General features: G+C 60.7%; 11 protein-coding genes and 1 tRNA gene. 2 read left to right on the top strand and 10 right to left on the bottom strand.

What is annotated here, in order from left to right:
• Nucleotides 1–99: 99 nt before the first annotated feature.
• From AC6I97_RS15115 to AC6I97_RS15130, 4 genes are all read right to left on the bottom strand, one after another.
• Entirely contained in the window at nt 100–591 is a 492-nt protein-coding gene (locus tag AC6I97_RS15115; protein ID WP_497945328.1) for a hypothetical protein, read from the bottom strand.
• A gap of 314 nt (nt 592–905) precedes the next feature.
• Nucleotides 906–1,115: a hypothetical protein gene (locus AC6I97_RS15120; protein WP_497945329.1), complete on the bottom strand. Its 210-nt coding sequence runs from the start codon at nt 1,113–1,115 to the stop codon at nt 906–908.
• Nucleotides 1,106–1,804 (bottom strand): toll/interleukin-1 receptor domain-containing protein, encoded by a 699-nt coding sequence (locus AC6I97_RS15125; RefSeq protein ID WP_497945330.1) that lies wholly within the window; start codon nt 1,802–1,804, stop codon nt 1,106–1,108. Before AC6I97_RS15125 ends, AC6I97_RS15120 begins: the two co-directional genes overlap by 10 nt.
• Before the next feature lie 164 nt (nt 1,805–1,968).
• Nucleotides 1,969–2,790 (bottom strand): ETEC_3214 domain-containing protein, encoded by an 822-nt coding sequence (locus tag AC6I97_RS15130; protein ID WP_497945331.1) that lies wholly within the window; start codon nt 2,788–2,790, stop codon nt 1,969–1,971.
• 346 nt (nt 2,791–3,136) lie between these two features.
• Here AC6I97_RS15130 and AC6I97_RS15135 point away from each other — a divergent pair, with 346 nt between their 5' ends.
• On the top strand, nt 3,137–3,403 hold the full coding sequence (locus AC6I97_RS15135) for a hypothetical protein (protein ID WP_497945332.1): 267 nt from the start codon (nt 3,137–3,139) through the stop codon (nt 3,401–3,403).
• Nucleotides 3,404–3,418: 15 nt separating this feature from the next.
• Here AC6I97_RS15135 and AC6I97_RS15140 read toward each other — a convergent pair whose 3' ends face one another.
• Nucleotides 3,419–4,537: a tyrosine-type recombinase/integrase gene (locus tag AC6I97_RS15140; RefSeq protein ID WP_497945333.1), complete on the bottom strand. Its 1,119-nt coding sequence runs from the start codon at nt 4,535–4,537 to the stop codon at nt 3,419–3,421.
• 98 nt (nt 4,538–4,635) lie between these two features.
• A tRNA-Leu gene (locus tag AC6I97_RS15145) sits at nt 4,636–4,717 on the bottom strand.
• A gap of 198 nt (nt 4,718–4,915) precedes the next feature.
• Here AC6I97_RS15145 and AC6I97_RS15150 point away from each other — a divergent pair.
• Nucleotides 4,916–5,521, top strand: a complete 606-nt coding sequence (locus AC6I97_RS15150) for an ANTAR domain-containing response regulator (RefSeq protein ID WP_216923235.1) — start codon at nt 4,916–4,918, stop codon at nt 5,519–5,521.
• Nucleotides 5,522–5,658: 137 nt separating this feature from the next.
• Here the strand turns inward: AC6I97_RS15150 and pyk are convergent, their stop codons facing one another.
• The 4 genes from pyk to lgt form a co-directional block, all read right to left on the bottom strand.
• Complete coding sequence (pyk, locus tag AC6I97_RS15155; RefSeq protein ID WP_309931740.1) at nt 5,659–7,149, bottom strand: pyruvate kinase; 1,491 nt, start codon at nt 7,147–7,149, stop codon at nt 5,659–5,661.
• 55 nt (nt 7,150–7,204) lie between these two features.
• Nucleotides 7,205–8,662, bottom strand: coding sequence for a glutamate synthase subunit beta (locus AC6I97_RS15160; protein ID WP_224089680.1), 1,458 nt, complete (start codon nt 8,660–8,662; stop codon nt 7,205–7,207).
• A complete protein-coding gene (gene gltB / locus AC6I97_RS15165) occupies nt 8,655–13,268 on the bottom strand; it encodes a glutamate synthase large subunit (RefSeq protein WP_224167133.1) in 4,614 nt (1,537 codons plus the stop codon). The genes AC6I97_RS15160 and gltB overlap by 8 nt, the downstream gene beginning before the upstream one ends.
• 260 nt (nt 13,269–13,528) lie before the next feature.
• On the bottom strand, nt 13,529–14,683 hold the full coding sequence (gene lgt / locus AC6I97_RS15170) for a prolipoprotein diacylglyceryl transferase (protein ID WP_497945334.1): 1,155 nt from the start codon (nt 14,681–14,683) through the stop codon (nt 13,529–13,531).
• Nucleotides 14,684–14,701: the final 18 nt, after the last annotated feature.

Genomic DNA, 14,701 nt, shown 5'->3' on the forward strand with positions numbered 1-14,701 from the left:
TCGTGATGGCGGCAGTCAAAACGCTGTGGTCCCGCCGCCTTGTTCCTGGCAATAGAGAAATGACGAGAAGCCACATCAAAACCGCGGCCACAACCTGGATCATCCGAATACCTTCTCGAAGGACCTTGGCTCCCTCGCGCTGTTCCTGATCGCTGCGGCGAAGAGGTCCGCGAGATATTCCGCAGCCGCCTCCAGCTCATCAGTGAAACTGCTGCGGGCCAGGGCGCGACGGACCAGAGAAGGCGGGATGTTCGGAAAGAGCACTTCGATGTAGTCGAGGGGTACAACCAGTTCATCGTGCCGCAACACCATGTGCCCCAACTCGTGAAGGACGAACTGTTGTCGGTGAACACCGGATGGGCTGAGAGCATGCAGGATGATCTCGACACTATCCGTGGAAAGCCATAATCCGCAGACACTGCCACCGTTCAGCGCTTCAGAGGCCTCGATTTCGATAGGCCGATACCGCACTCGCTCGACCACCCTGATAAGGCGTTCCAAGCTCAAGTGAGCAGGAAGCACCAACGAATCGAAGGCCTTCGCTGCGCGCTCTGCCGGCGATTGTCCCGAGGAGTATGAGTCTCTGTCCATGGCGTCCCCTGTGACGTGATCCCGCTCGGTACGTCCGAGGGCCAACACCTACTAAGACGCGTCAGACCCACGTCGAACCCTCAAGTCCATTGAACCCTCAAGCTCTGGACATGTCCAGACCAGAAGAGTCCTGATTTAGGGTAGGGGTGAACCCAAGAGCTTTGCGCCGTTTGGCAAATGAAAAGAGGTAGGTGAACGAGCCTTCAGCCTCATCTGTTATGTAAATAGATCCACCGCCGCCAATGCGGTTCTGTTCGTGTCAAAGCGAAACCCGCCCTGACGGCTATCACCGGCCTTAGCAAGCACCGTTCGATTTAGGCTTCCGGATGAGATACCAGATTTCTCATAGCAAGCATGGCTCGCAGATCTTCTATCTCTGATTTGTCCATGGGATAGTAAGAAATTTCGATTTCGTGTTCGAGAATCTCCGCAACAGCTTCTGCCATGTTGCCTGCAATGACATCGTTCACCGGATTCTCTGAGCCAACTCGCGCCCGCTTCTTGTCAGGGAAGGTTATGGACATCTCACCCAAGCCGGTAGCCCGGCCGACATCACCAACGGCCTCGCCACAACTCGCATGTCGTGGTCAGAGAGTCTGAAGTCCTGACCCGGACCGCCCCATCGCTGGTGGGCAAGTATCGCCGTCGTCTCAGCAATATCGCGAACGGTGACAAGTAGTTCTTCGTACTTATCGTCATCAGTGCGCTTCTTTACATCCTGAGAGTCATGACTACTTTTCACCTTTTTGACTTCAGCTTCAATGCTGGGCCAGATGAGTTCGACACGCATTCTGAGGATGTCAGCATCGATCCCAGGCCCCAGCTCGCTCTCGTTGAGGTCCTTCATGATGACGAAGAAGTCTTCGAGGTTGGCGAACTTCATCTGGAAGCCAGTCACAGGACCCGTGACCTCTACGGTGTCATCAAAGTCGACGAGCAGCACCGGCATGAGTTCACGCTTGGCATCTACCTTGCGGGACAATGCTCCCGCCTCGTAGTTGAGCCAGGGCGCACCTTGATTCTGCTTTGATACACAGACGATGCCGAAATCCGTATCGCTAAGCTGCTTGTCCATTTCGGGGAGCCAAATGGAACCGGAACGGTTCTCCGTGCTGATCCACGGCTTAGCATTGTCAAAGAGACTGGGAAGACACTTGTAGATGGCCTGGGCCACTGCTTTTGTGTTGCCAGACCAGCTAATAAAAACCTTCAAGACACATCCCGTTCATTTTTGAATTACTCAAATAAGCGTACCAACGGAGAGTGTCTAGAGAGTGCAGATTGATCGCGAAGCCAGTCTCTGGGTCGAAACTACAGGCCAGCACATCATCTAGGACTCGATGGATCGCGCGCCGCAGTCCGACAAGAAAGATCCTTCTACTTCCATTTCCGTAGACTCCGGGACCTCTGTCGTAGACCCCTGCGGGTTCGCAACTTCCGGTAAGGCTGAAAGAGGCGCGTCACATCCGCATCAGCTACGGGCAAAGACTGTTTCATAAGGTCGGCCACGCTGATGGAAGGCGACAAGACGATGATGGTGTTGACCGTCGTGTTCATGCGCGTCTCATCCAGCGGTGTGATCTCTCCGTGCTCCCCGTCGCGAGTAAAGTCACCGGTCATGACGATATCCTGACCGCTCGGATGCGGACTCCCGACACCGCCGGGGTGGTACAGGAAGACGAAGTTCTGGTAGGCGCCGGGATTACCAAAGGAGGTACTCTCGCCATACTCGTACCTTCTGGAACCACGCTGCTCGAACCGACCAGACGGTCTCTTCACGAGTGAAGCGAAGGTTGCCCTGCCCAGCTGGCCTTTCAGTATGTTGAAAGTGGCATCCTCGACATCCCACCAGAACTTCGGATCAGTGATTGTTACTGACCAGCATTCAACACGCTGCCTGATACTGCGGGTTACCACCCATGCATGGGGTGTTGAGTAGATGCGATCTACCCATGACAGCTCGTCGCTTGCCTTCACTCCGTAAAGCTGGCCTTCATGGCGGAAGACCGGTGTACCAAGTAGGTCCTTGATGTAGTCGTCGTCAGCCCAGTTGCTAAGCAGGTTGAGCTTCTTCCGCCACACAAGGCGGCTCCCCCAGCCGTTGTGATACCAGGTGCGCACTCCGGCAAAGATAGTCCGGGAGGCAATAAGGGCAGCCAGGAATGCGCCCACCAGCTTCAAGGTTTCGAGAAAGTCCACTCTGCAATGATCCGTGGATACCGGCCAATTATCTGAATCGGCGCTCCGAGCAGGGGCTGCACCGTCCGTCCACTTGACGATTCTGCGTGGTAGACCCTAAATTCGATGCCTCCCCAGATTGTCCGGTAGGCACCCCTGCACCAAATGTCAGCAACACATGTTGTCGTGAGAACTGCAGGACCTTCGGCGTCGAGAGCCTAACGACGCCGACTTGTTCAATCATTATCCGATGGCAGGGCGCGCACCTAGCATCAGAGAAAACCCAGTTTGCGTGAATCCCGTCATGTCCTCGTGATCAGGAAAGCCAATGAATTGTCGACACTAGACCAATTGTGATCGGACTGAGATGGACCTGGAATTCTTCGAGCCTGCCGAAGCCGCAGCAATCATGCGCTGCAGTGAGGGGTGGCTTCGCGACGGAGCAGCAGCCGGGCGGTTCCCCCACGCGTGCTGGGGCAAAGGCAAGATCGTGTTCACCTCAGAGCACATCGCAGAAATAGCCAGGCTCAGCGAGATCCTTCCGTCATCCCACCCGTCGTCTGCGGCGCACGGTGCCAGCCCAACCAGCACCCGCCTCATCGGCACCCGAGCCCGCAACCGCCTCGTCTCCTAAGAGACCAGAACAGCATTAGCGCATGAACGCCGCGACCTGCCGCTCCGTTGCATCCGCCCCGACCTGCAGGGCCTCGGGCATGAGGTGTCCATAGACCTGCTCAGTTGTCTTGATCGAAGCGTGCCCCAGCCTCCGGGAGATCGTGAAGATCGGCACCCCATCCTGAATCAGCCAGGACGCGTGCGTATGCCGCAGGTCGTGAATACGTGGGTCCTTTCGTAGCCCACGAAGCTGCGCCGCCTTCACCGCCGGCACCCAGTAATGGTGCCAGTACAGCTTGTGGACGATGCGTTCCCCCTTAGGCGTCGTGAACAGCAGGTCGCTGCTGGGCCGCCCGGCCACCAGCGGAATCAGCAAATCCACCAGTGCAGGATTCAACCCAATGGTTCGTTTCCCAGCGCCCGTCTTCGTCGGCCCGATGTAGAACTGGTTCTGCCCGTCCCGTTTCCACGCCTTATTAATGCGGGCTGTCGCTGGCTTCCCTAACAGATCAATATCCGCCACGGTCAACGCGGTCGCTTCTCCGAAGCGCGTTCCGGTCATCACCAGGAAGTTCGTGAAGTCCCTGTACCGCTGCCCCATGCTCTCCATGATGAGTCCGAACTCCGCATGGGTGAGGAACATCATTTCGTCCTCGGCCTTCTCCACGCTCGGCAACTGCACACCACGGCAGGGGTTGCGGGTGATGTAGCCGAGCATCTCGGCGGTGTTCATGGACCCTGAGATCAGGCCATGTACATTCTTGATTGTCTTTGGTGAACGGCCCTTGGCCATCATGGACTTCACCCAGAATGCAATCGCCCGGTAGTCGAGCTTGTCGACGGGCAGCCCGCCTATGACCTTCTTCACGTGCAGATCCAGCATGGTCTGGTAGGTCTTCACAGTGCCACTTGAGGGCCTGACGAGCAGATCGATGTGCTCCTGGATTACTTCTGCAACGGTGGGTGCACGCTTCGCGTTTTCGAGAATGGCGTGCTGGGCTACTTCGAAGTTCTGGCCGTTGGCGTCGAGCAACCGCTTCAGGGTTTCGGCTTCGGCGTGAGTGGCGACGGTGAGCCCCTGCTGCTTCCCGATCCTTGGGTCCCGCCAGCGCACCGTGAAGGACTGGGAACCGTCCTTTTTGGTGCGTGTCATGATGCTGGCCATGCAGAAAACGCTACGCCGCTGTGCACACTTTTAGGGGTTTTGTGCACGGTCAGGGGCTAAAAAGCCCCTGACCTGCGACAATACAGTGCCCGAGGTGGGACTCGAACCCACACACCTTTCGATACCGCATTTTGAGTGCGGCGCGTCTGCCAATTCCGCCACTCGGGCGCGGATTACCGGGAAGTTAACTCTCGCTGACTGCCCTCATTCCTGTGAGCAACGCGATCCTTTCCCAGCACGCGAAACTACTCTACATGCAGATAGGCTAAATCAAAGAACCGGGCACGCGAGTGCAACAAAATCATGTGCCGCAGCGGTCCACACTAAGATGGACATGAACCCGCCGAACCTTTTCAAGGAGATCCCGTGACCGAACAGACGGAGTCCACACCCGCAGCCCAGCCGGCCCGACGCGTCGTCGTAGCCGAGGATGAGACCCTCATCCGCTTGGACATTATCGAGATCCTGAAGGGCGAAGGGTACGACGTCGTCGGCGAGGCAGACAACGGCGAGAAGGCCGTGCAGCTGGCCGAAGAGCTGAAGCCGGACCTTGTCCTCATGGATGTGAAGATGCCCGTGATGGATGGCATCTCGGCGGCAGAAAAGATCGTCAAGGCCCGCATCGCCCCCGTAGTCCTGTTGACTGCTTTCAGCCAGAAGGAACTCGTGGAGCGTGCCCGCGACGCCGGTGCCATGGCCTACGTCGTGAAGCCGTTTACGCCGGCTGACCTCATCCCGGCCATTGAGATCGCGCTTTCCCGCCACGAGGAGATCAAGGCCCTCGAAAACGAGGTGTCCGACCTCCAGGAGCAGTTCGCCACACGCAAGCTCGTAGAGCGCGCCAAGAGCCTCCTGACTACGAAGATGGGCCTCACCGAGCCGGAGGCCTTCCGCTGGATTCAGAAGACGTCCATGGACCGTCGCCTGAGCATGCGTGAGGTTGCTGAAACGATCATCAACCAGGTCAACTAGCACCAAGCAGCAAACGACGGCGGCCGGTCACCTACGCGAAAGGTGACCGGCCGCCGTCGTGCCTGCTTAAGAGACGAAACAAGACAAAACAAAGCGGGCCCCGCCAAACGGCGGGGCCCGCTTTCAAACCGAGGGGACTACGCCCTGGTCTTGCTCTTCTTTTCGGGCCACGGACCCACAGGTTCCTTGCGCGACGCGTCAACCTTGGAAGTGTCGGCGAGGTCGCCCACCTTGTGGACCTTCAGCGAGTTCGTGGAACCGGCCTGTCCGGGAGGGGAACCGGCAGCGATGACAACGAGGTCGCCTTCATCGACGATCTTCATGTCCAGGAGGCTGCGGTCAACCTGTGCGGTCATTTCGTCGGTGTGGCCAACGGAGGGAACCAGCACCGGCTGGATGCCCCAGGTGAGGGCAAGCTGGTTCCACACGTGCTCAACAGGCGTGAACGCGAAGACCGGCTTGACCGGACGCAGACGCGACAAACGGCGTGCCGAGTCACCGGACTGGGTGAAGGTACAGATGTACTTTGCGTCCAGCTGGTCGGCGATTTCGACGGCGGCACGGGTGATGGCGCCACCACGGGTCTTGGGCTTGGTGCCCAGCGGGGGGACGCGCTCGAGGCCGTGTTCTTCGGTGGACTCGATGATCCGGGCCATGACCTTGACGGTTTCGATGGGGTACTGCCCCACTGAGGTTTCGCCGGACAGCATGACTGCATCGGCGCCGTCGAGAACTGCGTTGGCGCAGTCAGAAGCCTCGGCACGCGTCGGACGCGGGTTGTCGATCATGGATTCCAGGACCTGCGTTGCCACGATGACGGGCTTGGCCCAGCGGCGTGCCAGTTCAATGGCGCGCTTCTGGACGATCGGCACCTCTTCGAGCGGGAGCTCAACGCCGAGGTCGCCACGGGCAACCATGATGGCGTCGAACGCATCGATGATTTCGTGGAGCTGGTCCACGGCCTGGGGCTTTTCGATTTTGGCGATCACCGGAACGCGGCGGCCTTCTTCGTCCATGATTTCGTGGACGCGCTTGATGTCGGAGGCATCCCGGACGAAGGACAAGGCAACCAGGTCCACGCCACGCTTGAGGGCCCAACGGAGGTCGTCCTCGTCCTTTTCGCTCAGTGCGGGGACGTTGACGGCAACACCGGGCAGGTTGATGCCCTTGTTGTTGGACACCTTGCCACCGACCGTAACGGTGGCGACGACCTTGACGTCGTCAACCTCGATGGCGCGAAGGGCAACCTTGCCGTCGTCGATCAGCAGGGCGTCGCCCACGTTGACGTCTTCGGTGAGGCTCTTCAGCGTGGTGGAGCAGATGTCCTTGGTGCCGGGGACGTCTTCAGTGGTGATGGTGAACGTGTCGCCAACGGCCAGTTCGTGGGGGCCGTCGACAAAGCGGCCAAGGCGGATCTTGGGACCCTGGAGGTCAGCCATGATAGCCACGGGCTTGTGCAGTTGCGCCGCAGCCTTGCGGACATTCTCGTAGGTGTTGTCGTGCACGGAGTAGTCGCCGTGGCTCATGTTCATGCGGGCAACGTCAACGCCGGCTTCCAGCACTGCGAGAGTGTTGTCGTAGCTGGATATTGCCGGGCCGAAAGTTGCCACAATTTTCGCGCGTCTCATATACCTACCCTAAGTAGTGTGCTGCTGATTGAGTTAAAGATCATTCCTACCGGCGTTATAAGACCGCGATTGCCCGGTCAGTGGGGGCGACCGGTGCCGGAAGGATTGTGCTTCCCATGAGGAACTTGTCCACTGCCGCCGCGCATGCACGGCCTTCGGCAATGGCCCACACAATCAGGGACTGGCCACGTCCGGCGTCACCGGCAACAAACACGCCCTCGGTGTTCGTCATGTAGTAGCCGTCGCGGGCTACGTTGCCCCGACCGTCGAATTCTGCACTGACTTGCTCGGTGATACCGGACGGCTCAGCACCGGTGAAGCCGAGGCTCAGGAAGACGAGGTCAGCGGGAATGATCCGCTCGGTCCCGGCCTTCGGGAGGCGCTTGCCGTCCACGAACTCCGTCTCGGCAACCTTGACCCCGGTGAGCTTGCCATTCTCGCCAACAAATTCCACGGTGGAGGCCAGGTAGGTACGTTCGCCACCTTCTTCGTGGGCGCTGGCGACCTCGAAGAGTGTGGGGAACGTCGGCCACGGCTGGTGCCCGGCACGCTCAAGAGGCGGCTGCTTGCCGATCGCGAGCGTCGTAACTGAAGCCGCCTGGTGACGGTGCGCTGTACCGATGCAGTCCGCGCCGGTGTCGCCACCACCAAGGATGACTACATGCTTGCCACGGGCGTCGATGTGATTCTCCGGGCTCTCCCCCGCCACTACGCGGTTGGAAGGAACCAGGTAGTCCATGGCGAAGTGGACACCTTCAAGGTCACGGCCCGGAATGGGCAGGTCGCGCGGAACCGTTGCACCGGTGGCGATCACAACGGCGTCGTAACGGCGGCGCAGTTGTTCCCAGGTCACGTCCGTACCGACTGCGACGCCGGTGCGGAAGCGGGTGCCTTCGGCTTTCATCTGCTCCAGGCGGCGGTCAACCTGTTCCTTCTCCATTTTGAAGTCGGGGATGCCGTACCGGAGCAAGCCGCCGATCTTGTCGTCACGCTCGTACACGGCAACCGTGTGACCAACTCGCGTCAGCTGCTGGGCAACTGCGAGACCTGCGGGACCCGAGCCCACCACGGCGACCGTTTTGCCCGTGAGGCGCGTCGGCGGAAGGGGGTGGACCCAGTCGTTGTCGAAGGCTTCATCAATGATGGAAACCTCAACCTGCTTGATGGTCACGGCAGGCTGGTTGATGCCAAGCACGCAGGACGCTTCGCAGGGTGCCGGGCACAGACGGCCGGTGAACTCCGGGAAGTTGTTCGTGGCGTGGAGGCGTTCAATCGCTTCCTCACCCTTGTCCCGCCACACGAGGTCGTTCCACTCAGGAATGAGGTTGCCCAGCGGGCAGCCCTGGTGGCAGAACGGTACGCCACAGTCCATGCAGCGGCCGGCCTGGCTCTTCAGGACGCCCTTTTCCTGTGCTTCGTACACTTCCTTCCAGTCCATGATGCGGACCGGAACGGGACGGCGTGGCTGCGTTTCGCGCTGCCGGACTTTCAGAAATCCGCGTGGATCAGCCACCGGTTACCTCCAGGATTCGAGACCATACTTCTTCGCCGTCGGGGTCAAGGCCCTCTTCGATGGCGTCGAGACGGGTTTGCAGGACTGCGGCGTAGTCGCGCGGCAGTACTTTAGTGATGCGGGCGGCGGTGTCGTCGAAGTTCTCGAGCAGACGGCCGGCCAGGACGGATTCGGTTTCCTCGGCGTGCTTGGTGAGCAGGCCATGGACGATGTCGCGGTCCTCGGCGTCCAGCTCCAGGAGCTGAAGTTCGCCGGAGTCCAGCGCATCCTTGTTGACGCGCTCATGCTGCAGGTCCAGCACGTAAGCGGTACCACCGGACATGCCTGCACCGAAGTTGCGTCCGGTACGGCCAATGATCAGTGTTTGGCCACCGGTCATGTACTCGCATCCGTGATCGCCAATACCTTCGACGACGGCGGTTGCACCGGAGTTACGCACCAGGAAGCGTTCACCGACCTGGCCACGCAGGAACATCTCGCCGCTCGTTGCGCCGTAGCCGATGACGTTGCCGGCAATGACGTTTCGCTCTGCCTGGAACACGTTGGTGCGGTCCGGGCGGACGATGATGCGTCCACCGGAGAGGCCCTTGCCAACGTAGTCGTTGGAGTCTCCATACATGCGCAGCGTGATGCCGGCGGGCAGGAATGCGCCAAGTGACTGGCCGGCCGTGCCGTTGAGCGTGATGTCGATCGTGTCCGTCGCCAGCACATCGGTACCGAACGTTTTGGTCACTACGTGGCCGAGCATCGTACCCACGGAACGGTCCGTGTTGATGACGTCCAGGGTGATCTTGACGGGCATGCGGTCGCTGAGCGCTTCGGCGGCCATGGTGATGAGCCGCTGGTCGAAGTGCTTGTCCAGTTCGTGGTTCTGGGTGGTCATGTTGCGCAGCGGCACGTCGTCGTCAAACTCAAGACCGTGCAGGATCGGGTCCAGGTCCAGGCCTTCGGCCTTCCAGTGGTCGATCGCTTCGCGGGTGTCCAGTACCTCGGCGTGGCCGATCGCCTCTTCGAGGCTGCGGAAGCCAAGCTCGGCCAGGATTTCGCGGACTTCTTCTGCGAGGAACTCGAAGAAGTTGACCACGAATTCGGGCTTGCCGTTGAACCGCGAACGCAGTTCCGGGTTCTGGGTAGCAACACCAACGGGGCAGGTGTCCAAGTGGCAGACGCGCATCATGATGCAGCCCGAGACAACCAGCGGAGCCGTTGCGAAACCGAACTCTTCGCCACCCAGGAGGGCGGCAATGACCACGTCACGGCCGGTCTTGAGCTGGCCGTCAACCTGGACGACCACGCGGTCGCGGAGTCCGTTGAGCATGAGGGTCTGCTGGGTCTCGGCCAGGCCGAGTTCCCACGGCACACCCGCGTGCTTGAGCGAGTTCAGCGGCGAGGCGCCGGTACCGCCGTCGTGCCCTGAAACAAGCACGACGTCGGCCTTCGCCTTGGTCACGCCGGAGGCCACCGTGCCGATCCCGACCTCCGAAACCAGCTTCACATGTACACGGGCCGAAGGGTTGGCGCGCTTGGCATCGTAGATGAGCTGCGCGAGGTCTTCGATCGAGTAGATGTCGTGGTGCGGGGGCGGGGAAATGAGTCCGACGCCGGGCGTGGAGTGGCGGGTCCGGGCTACCCACGGGTAGACCTTCTGGGCCATCAACTGGCCACCCTCGCCGGGCTTGGCGCCCTGGGCCATCTTGATTTGGATGTCGTCGGCGTTGGTCAGGTACAGGCTGGTGACACCGAAGCGGCCGGAAGCGATCTGCTTGATGGCAGAGCGGCGCTCCGGATCCAACAGACGGTCAACGTCCTCGCCACCTTCACCGGTATTGGACTTGGCGCCCAACCGGTTCATGGCGATGGCGAGGGTCTCGTGGGCTTCCTTGGAGATGGAGCCGTAGCTCATCGCGCCCGTGGAGAAACGCTTGACGATGCTGGAGACGGGCTCCACTTCCTCCAGCGGCACGGCCGGACGGACGTCGCTCTTGAACTTGAGCAACCCACGCAGGGTCATCAGGTTCTCGGACTGATCGTCAACGCCCTTGGTGTAGGCCTTGAAGATGTCGTAGCGACGCTCACGGGTAGCGTGCTGCAGGCGGAACACGGTCTCCGGGTTGAAGAGGTGCGGTTCACCGTCACGGCGCCACTGGTACTCGCCGCCACCCAGGAGCGGACGGTGCGGGTGCTCTATGCCGCCTTCGGGGTACGCCATCTGGTGACGTGCCGAAACTTCCGCAGCAATAACGTCAAGGCCCACGCCACCCAGTTGGGAGTGCGTACCCGAGAAGAATTCGTCAACGAGTTCCTGCGACAGGCCCAGTGCCTCGAAGGTCTGGGCACCGGTGTAGGAAGCAACAGTGGAGATGCCCATCTTGGACATGATCTTCAGGACACCCTTGCCGAGGCCCTTGATGAGGTTGTAAACGCCGTCTTCCGGAGTCACGCCCTCGACGTCGCCGTTGGAGATCAGCTGTTCAACCGATTCCATGGCGAGGTAGGGGTTGACGGCCGATGCGCCATAGCCAATGAGCACGGCAACATGGTGCGTCTCGCGGACGTCGCCGGCCTCAACCACGAGTGCCGTCTTGGTGCGGTTGGCACTGCGGAGCAAGTGGTGGTGGACAGCGCTGACCAGCAGGAGCGATGGAATGGGTGCCCATTGCGCGTTCGAGTCGCGGTCGGACAACACAACGTACTGCACGCCACGGTTGATCGCGCCGGAAACCTGCTCACAGATTTCCGTGAGGCGGGCACGCAGTGCCGCTTCCCCACCCTCCGGGCGGTAAAGGCCCCGAACCTTCATGGCGATGCGGTCGCCGTCGGCGTTTTCGATGTTCGAAATCTTGGCGAGTTGATCGTTGTTGATCACGGGGAACGGCAGGGAGATCTGCGGCTGGCGAACCTGCTTGCCATCCAAGAGGTTGCCGTTGGGGCCGATGGCGCACTTCAGTGACGTCACCAGCTCTTCGCGGATGGCGTCGAGCGGCGGGTTGGTGACCTGGGCGAAGGACTGCACGAAGTAGTCGAACAGCAAACGCGGACGCTTGGACAGCACGGCCACCGGGGTATCGGAACCCATGGCGCCCAAGGGCTCAGCGCCTGTACGGGCCATGGGGCCGAGCAGGATCTTCAGTTCTTCCGTGGTGTAGCCGAAGGTCCGCTGCCGGATGTTCACCGATGCAGCGGTGTGGCGTACGTGCTCACGCTCGGGGAGCTCGTTGATGTCGATCAGGTTGTCCTTGAGCCATTCGGCCCACGGGTTGGCTGCTGCGACCTCGGCCTTGACCTCGGCGTCGTCGATGATGCGGCCGGCTTCGGTGTCAACCAGGAACATCTTGCCCGGGGCAACCCGACCCTTCTTGACCACGTTGGAAGGCTCGACCTCGATGACGCCCACTTCCGAGGCAAAGACGATCAAGCCGTCTTCAGTGATCCAGTAGCGTCCCGGGCGCAGGCCATTGCGGTCCAGCGTTGCGCCGACGAGATTACCGTCAGTGAACGAGACAGCGGCGGGACCATCCCACGGCTCCATGAGCAGCGAGTGGTACTCGTAGAAGGCGCGGCGTGCAGGATCCATGGTGGCGTGGTTCTCCCACGCCTCAGGGATCATCATCATGATCGAGTGCGTGATCGGCCGGCCGGAGAGCCAAAGGAGCTCGGCTACTTCATCGAAGGAGGCAGAGTCCGAGGCACCCGGGGTGCAGATCGGGTACAGCTCTTCAGGGGTGTCGCCAAGCAGCGGGCTGGCCAGCTGCGACTGGCGTGCACGCATCCAGTTGCGGTTGCCCTTGACCGTGTTGATTTCGCCGTTGTGGGCGATGGTGCGGAACGGCTGTGCCAGTGGCCACGACGGGAAGGTGTTCGTGGAAAAGCGTGAGTGGACGATGGCAAGCTTGGTCTTGAAGCGCTTGTCCGACAGGTCCGGGTAGAACGGCTCCAACTGGGCCGTCGTCAACATGCCCTTGTACACAATGGTGCGCGAGGACAGCGACGGGAAGTACACGCCGTACTTGTTCTGGGCGCGCTTGCGGATCCGCCAGGCACGGGAGTCAAGTTCGTTGCGCTCAAGCTGCTCGCCGGTAGCGGATGCAAAGAAGGGCTGCGAGAAGTACGGCATACATGCACGCGCCATGGCACCCACGAGGTCTGCGACCACGGGAACTTCGCGCCAGCCAAGGACCGTGAGGCCCTCGTCCGCTGCCAGCGCTTCGATACCGGCCTTGGCCGTAGCTGCTTCGCGCGATTCAGCAGGAAGGAAGGCCGTGCCCACCACGTACTGGCCCGGAGCGGGCAATTCGAATTCGGTGACGGCCCGGAAGAACTCGTCCGGAACCTGCATCAGCAGGCCCGCACCGTCGCCCGTACCTTCATCGGCGCCCACGGCGCCGCGGTGTTCGAGATTGCGGAGGGCAGTCAGAGCCGCTTCCACGATGTCGTATCCCGGTTCCCCGCGGAGCGTGGCAATAATTGCCAGGCCGCAGGCGTCCTTCTCCTTGTCCGGGTTGTAAAGACCCCGGGCCTCCGGAAGCGCAGCAAAGCGCTTGAATGGAGACATGGCACCCTGCGGTTCGATATTTTCGGACCAACCGGGGTTATGAAGATGGGTCATGGGAGACGTCCTTCCTCGTGATCGTGCGTATGGAAGGGACAACGTTGGCCCCACCTTGCATGCCCTTGTGATGGGCACAACAAAGCGCTAGTTATTGGAATTGTAGGCCAGCCAATCAAGCGCAACTAACAGTTACGCAGACCACTGGCCCCGGCTTGACCAGTGAACATCGGTATGCTGCGATCCGGTTTCCGGGGTGCCACGACGCTGTGGACTGGGCCCTACGAGCGGTGACTCTGTTGCCCCTTTGCCGGAAACGACTACTTGGTGTCGTCAGCTTCCAGCGAGGATCCGGGGGCCTTCCTTGCGGCAGTCGCAGCAGATTCGGACTCCGCCTTGGACGTGCCGTCCGTAAGGGAATCCCCTGCTGCATCCTGCTGCTCGTCAACGTGGCCCGGATCGCTTTGGTTATCTGGGAGATTACCACGGGAACCACTATCCGAGACAGATGGGTCCACATCATGACTGGTGACGCTCGTCACGGATGCCTCATCTTTGGCAGGTGTGGATTCCGGGTCGCGACCCGGCAAATAAGGGGTGTCCGGCTCTGGCCGGCCTCCCCTGCCGAGAACAACGAAGATAACCAGCGCCGCAACAAAGACGAAGATGCTCGTCCATACATTCAGCCTGGTGGTGATTCCGAAGAGGCTGATTTGCTCGGCATCGTCAATCCGGAGGGCTTCGATCCACACCCGGCCAAGTGTGTAATACATCGCGTACAGCCAGAACAGGCGTCCCCGGCGGAAGTGGAACTTCCGGTCCAGCAGAAGAAGTATGGCAACGCCCAGGATGTTCCACAGGAATTCATAGAGGAACGTCGGGTGGAAAAGCGTATCCGCAGGCATGCCAGCTGGGAAGTTGGCGTTGGCGGGGTCAATCTGGAGTCCCCATGGCAATGTGGTGGGGGCGCCGAAGAGTTCCTGGTTGAACCAGTTTCCCCAACGTCCGATCGCCTGGGCAAGCAGCAACCCGGGGGCTGCGGCATCCAGGAACGCGGTGAGCTTGACGCCCGCCCGACGGCAACCGATCCAGGCACCCACGGCACCAAGCAGCACGGCACCCCAAATACCGAGGCCGCCCCGCTGTATCTGCGGAATCAGGGAGAGGTCACCCGTACCGTCGAACCCAGGACCGAAGTACGCATCCGGCGACGAAAACACGTGGTACAGGCGGCCACCGATAATGCCGAAGGGAATCGCCCAAATAGCGATATCCCACAGGCTGCCCTCCGGGGCTCCCCGTCGCTTCCATCGGGAAGACGTCAGCCACAGGCCGATGATGATTCCCGCCAGGATGCAGAGGGCGTACGCGTGGATACGCAGCGTCCCCCACGGCAGCGGAATGTCGAAACCGGACCACGATGGGCTCGGGATGCTTAGTGGAACCATTGCCGCTGCGTGGAGGACGGTCTGCATTGGGCTTCGCTGTTTCCT

Source organism: Arthrobacter sp. TmtSoilC48 (assembly GCF_059739425.1).

Excerpts from the sequence above, each read along its gene's own strand:
- AC6I97_RS15120 (WP_497945329.1), bottom strand. The coding sequence starts at position 1,115 with ATGTCCATAACCTTCCCTGACAAGAAGCGGGCGCGAGTTGGCTCAGAG.
- lgt (WP_497945334.1), bottom strand. The coding sequence starts at position 14,683 with ATGCAGACCGTCCTCCACGCAGCGGCAATGGTTCCACTAAGCATCCCG.
- gltB (WP_224167133.1), bottom strand. The coding sequence starts at position 13,268 with ATGACCCATCTTCATAACCCCGGTTGGTCCGAAAATATCGAACCGCAG.
- AC6I97_RS15115 (WP_497945328.1), bottom strand. The coding sequence starts at position 591 with ATGGACAGAGACTCATACTCCTCGGGACAATCGCCGGCAGAGCGCGCA.
- AC6I97_RS15135 (WP_497945332.1), top strand. The coding sequence starts at position 3,137 with ATGGACCTGGAATTCTTCGAGCCTGCCGAAGCCGCAGCAATCATGCGC.
- pyk (WP_309931740.1), bottom strand. The coding sequence starts at position 7,149 with ATGAGACGCGCGAAAATTGTGGCAACTTTCGGCCCGGCAATATCCAGC.
- AC6I97_RS15140 (WP_497945333.1), bottom strand. The coding sequence starts at position 4,537 with ATGACACGCACCAAAAAGGACGGTTCCCAGTCCTTCACGGTGCGCTGG.